At 40.1% G+C, this 3,858-nt stretch carries 4 protein-coding genes and 1 pseudogene; 2 read left to right on the top strand and 3 right to left on the bottom strand.

Going from position 1 to position 3,858, the window contains the following annotated elements; all coding sequences use genetic code 11:
* On the bottom strand, nt 1–453 hold a 453-nt coding region (locus AC1DUA_RS27815), incomplete at its 3' end, for a glycosyltransferase family A protein (protein WP_477502848.1).
* A gap of 333 nt (nt 454–786) precedes the next feature.
* On the opposite strand from AC1DUA_RS27815, the gene AC1DUA_RS27810 reads away from it, so the two are divergent.
* On the top strand, nt 787–1,890 hold the full coding sequence (locus AC1DUA_RS27810) for a glycosyltransferase family 4 protein (protein ID WP_477502847.1): 1,104 nt from the start codon (nt 787–789) through the stop codon (nt 1,888–1,890).
* A 200-nt stretch (nt 1,891–2,090) separates the two neighbouring features.
* On the opposite strand, the pseudogene AC1DUA_RS27805 reads toward AC1DUA_RS27810, so the two are convergent.
* Nucleotides 2,091–2,680 (bottom strand): annotated as a pseudogene (locus AC1DUA_RS27805) (MFS transporter); the annotation flags it as partial.
* 145 nt (nt 2,681–2,825) lie between these two features.
* Nucleotides 2,826–3,134: a nitroreductase family protein gene (locus AC1DUA_RS27800; RefSeq protein ID WP_477502846.1), complete on the bottom strand. Its 309-nt coding sequence runs from the start codon at nt 3,132–3,134 to the stop codon at nt 2,826–2,828.
* 53 nt (nt 3,135–3,187) lie between these two features.
* Between AC1DUA_RS27800 and AC1DUA_RS27795 the strand changes: the two genes are divergently transcribed.
* Nucleotides 3,188–3,742: an NADP-dependent oxidoreductase gene (locus AC1DUA_RS27795; protein ID WP_477502845.1), complete on the top strand. Its 555-nt coding sequence runs from the start codon at nt 3,188–3,190 to the stop codon at nt 3,740–3,742.
* The last annotated feature ends 116 nt before the right edge of the window (nt 3,743–3,858 follow it).

Below are 3,858 nucleotides of genomic sequence, written 5' to 3'. Positions count from 1 at the left end.
TACTAGTCTATCTCCTCGGTTAGGATTACGAAGAAGCAAGCTTTTTTTTGAATGTAGATAAACATAAACGGAGCTTTTCCAAACAACATCTACATCTTTACGCTTTAAAACACTCATACTTCTCTTCAAATAATTCGGTGCATAATAATCATCATCATCAAACTTGGATATATATTCATATTTAGCTCTGGAAATGGCAAAGTTTAAACAGTTTCCTAATGAAATTTTTCCAGGCATACGATAAATGGATACATTTTTGAGATACTTAGCCTTATTTCGGTATGGAATTAGGCTGACATCATCTCGATTGACGATAATAATCAGTTCTTTATTGATCCCAACTTGATTAATATAATTACTAAATACATTATTAATAAATTTGGAGTTATTTGTACATGCAATAATGGAGACACCCTTCGTAGCAGTAGAAGCATGAAGTCCTGCAAAGCTCATACTTTTCCTCCTTTCCATCAATATATATATAATGCTATGAAACTAATTCATAAATTGTTTGGACATTTGCTATAGTAAGTCAAATTTCAGTGAATGATTTGGATAGATATTTAATTGGTTTTGGCTTAGATATGAAAAAGACATGTCCTTCTTTAACAATGATTTGCGTTACAACGACGACTGGGAATCCTCGACAGAAAACAGCCCTATTGTAGATTCAAGCTACTTCTATTAAAGAAATTTAATTTTAATACTAAACTTTACTCCAAGTCACTCACAGTAATTTGAATATGATAACTCGAAAGATAAGAAGACAAGAGGTGTATCTTCATTATGCATATTCTGATTATTGCTCCGGAACAAATCCCCGTACCTCCCCCTGTCGGGGGTTCTGTGGAACACAGCATCTACCAAATTGCCAGAAAAATTTCTAACAAGCATCGTGTAACAATCATTAGCCGCCTACGAACTAACTACCCGAAGAGAAGCATCCTAGGTCATATTACCATTATTCGAGTAGCAGGTAGCAGTAAACAAGCTTATCTAACCAATGTAGTTAATACTATAAAAGGGAATCACTACGATATTATTCAAATCGACAATCGTCCTAAATTCGTGCCAACTATTAGAAAAATATTCCCACATACCCCAATTTCTATTTTTTTGCATTCAACTACATTCATATCCCCACCAATTACATCCAAAAAACAAGCCGCGAGCAATCTCAGAGGTGCTAATCGCATTGTTGGCAACAGCCTTTCTCTGCAAAAACACCTTAAAAGAAACTTTCCATCTATCCGCCGAAAGGTCAAGTACGTTCATCTAGGCGTTGATCTCAAACAATTTCGACCTCGCAAGCAGAATGCAAGTGGAACTCATCGGCCTTTTGTCATTCTTTTTGCAGGCAGACTTATCCCTCTCAAAGGCATACCCGTGCTCATGAAAGCAACTCAAATTGTCAGAAAATCTATTCCTTCTGCTGCACTTCATATTGCTGGCGGGACTGGCAAGCCGAGCTACAAAGAATATTTGAAGCAACTTGCTACGTCACTGCGAATCCCAGTTAAATTCAGAGGGTATATACCACGTAATCAAATGCCAAGTTTCTATCGTTCCGGGGATTGCTTTGTTTGTCCATCACAGGGCCATGAAGCATTTGGATTAGTAAATGTGGAAGCTATGGCTTCCGGAGTTCCTGCGGTTGCTTCTAAAAATGGTGGGATTCCTGAAATTATTAAACATCAACATAACGGCATTTTAGTAACAAAGTATCGAAGCCCAGCGGCTTTTGCCAAGGAAATTGTTAACTTAGCCCAAAACCCGCATCGGGCAAAAAAACTGGCTAAACAAGCCCGACTAGATGTAACAAGAAAATTTAGTTGGCGAGCCACAGCAAGAAAATTAGAAAAGATTTATACTTCGAATATCCCCAAATAGGATTAAATCTAAGGTTCTCTTATTAAACAAAGAACTTCGCAAATTTGTTCCAGAAACAAGAATCTACAATCAAACTAATCTTCTCCATATGCTAAAAAAGCATAAAATGGTTATGTCAAACCTATCAATGGCACTGCCAGGCAAGTCGTTATTCGTGTTAAGAAAATAATAAAAATAGTCTTCAGCATGGTAAATCCACACGAAATTGCGTAGCTCAGCATAATCCGTCCATTCTTGAACAACTTAAGCTGTTGATTCAGACTTGCAGGCGTTCCGCGGCGAAGTTTTGCTGGAATAAGTGCCATGTTCGCAAGTAGGGCAAGAATTCCGAGCCCAACGATAGCTGCAAAAGATACTCGCCAGCCGAATTCCTGACCAATTAGCGTTCCGAGCGGTACGCCAGTCACTGTCGCAAGTGTTATTCCATAGAACATGGTAGAGATTGCACTTGCCCTTCGGTTTTCGGGCACAAGTTCGGCAGCGATTGTTGTACCAATTGACATAAACACGCCATGAGCGAATGCTGAGATGATCCGAGCTACTAGTAGCAGACCTATACCTCCAATACGGACATAGCTATAAGTAACAGCATTTTACGGCCTATTCTGGATGTTAATGATGTAAGAACTGGAGCCCCAATCGTTACGCCGAGCGCATAGATTGTAACGGTAAGGCCAGCGAGTGTAATGGATATATGTAGGTCGTTAGAAATGAGTGTTAGTAGTCCCACACTAATAAATTCGGTTGTTCCTATAGCGAAGGCACTCGCTGCTAGGGCTAAAAGCGCCAGCCGACTTTGCTAGTTGGATATCATGTGTTCAACTCCTTATTTGAATATTCCGGTTGACCATGATTGGATCATCGATCAAGCCAACTGGAACTGAATCCAAAAGATACAAGGCCCCCATAATGAGGGCCTTGTACGATCAGATCTATTAAAAAGAGTTAGAAACAGTGATTTGATCAAGTGGAAGACGGTTGGAAGCATGACCTGGTTTTGTAGCCAAACCAACAGTAATCAACATTAYAGGTGCATAACGTGCTGGCACGTTGAATGCTTCAACGAACTGTCCTTTATCGAATCCACCCATTGGACAAGTATCATAACCCATAGCTTTTGCAGTGATCATGATCTGCATTCCAAGTAGACCTGCATTAGCGAATGCTGAATCACGCGCAGTAGCTCTATCTTGGTAAGCACCGTTAACTTGAGCAACGATGGCGTCTTTTACTTCTTGTGGCACTTGCTCCTAAAAACATTCCTTTACAAGATGCGGCTGCCCTTCCTGGTGGTGCCATGACGGCTTGGCAAGGCCTATTCGACAACGGTAAGCTGGAATCCGGTCAACGTGTACTCATTACGGCAGCAGCTGGCGGTGTAGGATCTATTGCCGTTCAACTAGCGAAATGGAAAGGTGCTTATGTCATTGGTACAGCTTCTGACAACAGTATCTCTGCCCTTAAGGAATTGGGGATCGACGAAATCGTGAATTATAAGAATGAATCCATAGCTGAAAAAGTAACAGAGAAAGTTGATCTCATTTTCAACCTTTCACCCATTTCTCCAGATGAAGTGACTAATTTGCTCCACGTACTCAAAAAAGGTGGTACACTCGTAACAGCGTTAAACCCTGCAGACGAGAGTGTAGCTAATGATTTAGGCGTTCGTGTAGTGAGAATGGCTGTTCAAAGAAATGCGGAACAATTATCTCAAATCGCGAAATTGGTAGATGAAGGAATCGTCAAGCCATTGATCACAGATAGATTGCCATTAGAAAACATCCAAACCGTCCATGGAAAAGTTGGACAAACCCGTGGGAAAGTCGTATTGCTTGTCAACGATGACAAGTAAGTGATAGGTAAAAAAGAAGTGAAGCTGTTATCAGCTTCACTTCTTTTTTAATTTAGACTATGAGTTCAATCCGAAAAATTTGATTTTCAAATAAATGATCGCCATCTCTTCTGGCG

The organism is Paenibacillus sp. 01T422 (genome assembly GCF_056398785.1).
This window is presented reverse-complemented; position numbering and strand designations above follow the sequence as displayed.

Excerpts from the sequence above, each read along its gene's own strand:
- AC1DUA_RS27795 (WP_477502845.1), top strand. The coding sequence starts at position 3,188 with ATGACGGCTTGGCAAGGCCTATTCGACAACGGTAAGCTGGAATCCGGT.
- AC1DUA_RS27810 (WP_477502847.1), top strand. The coding sequence starts at position 787 with ATGCATATTCTGATTATTGCTCCGGAACAAATCCCCGTACCTCCCCCT.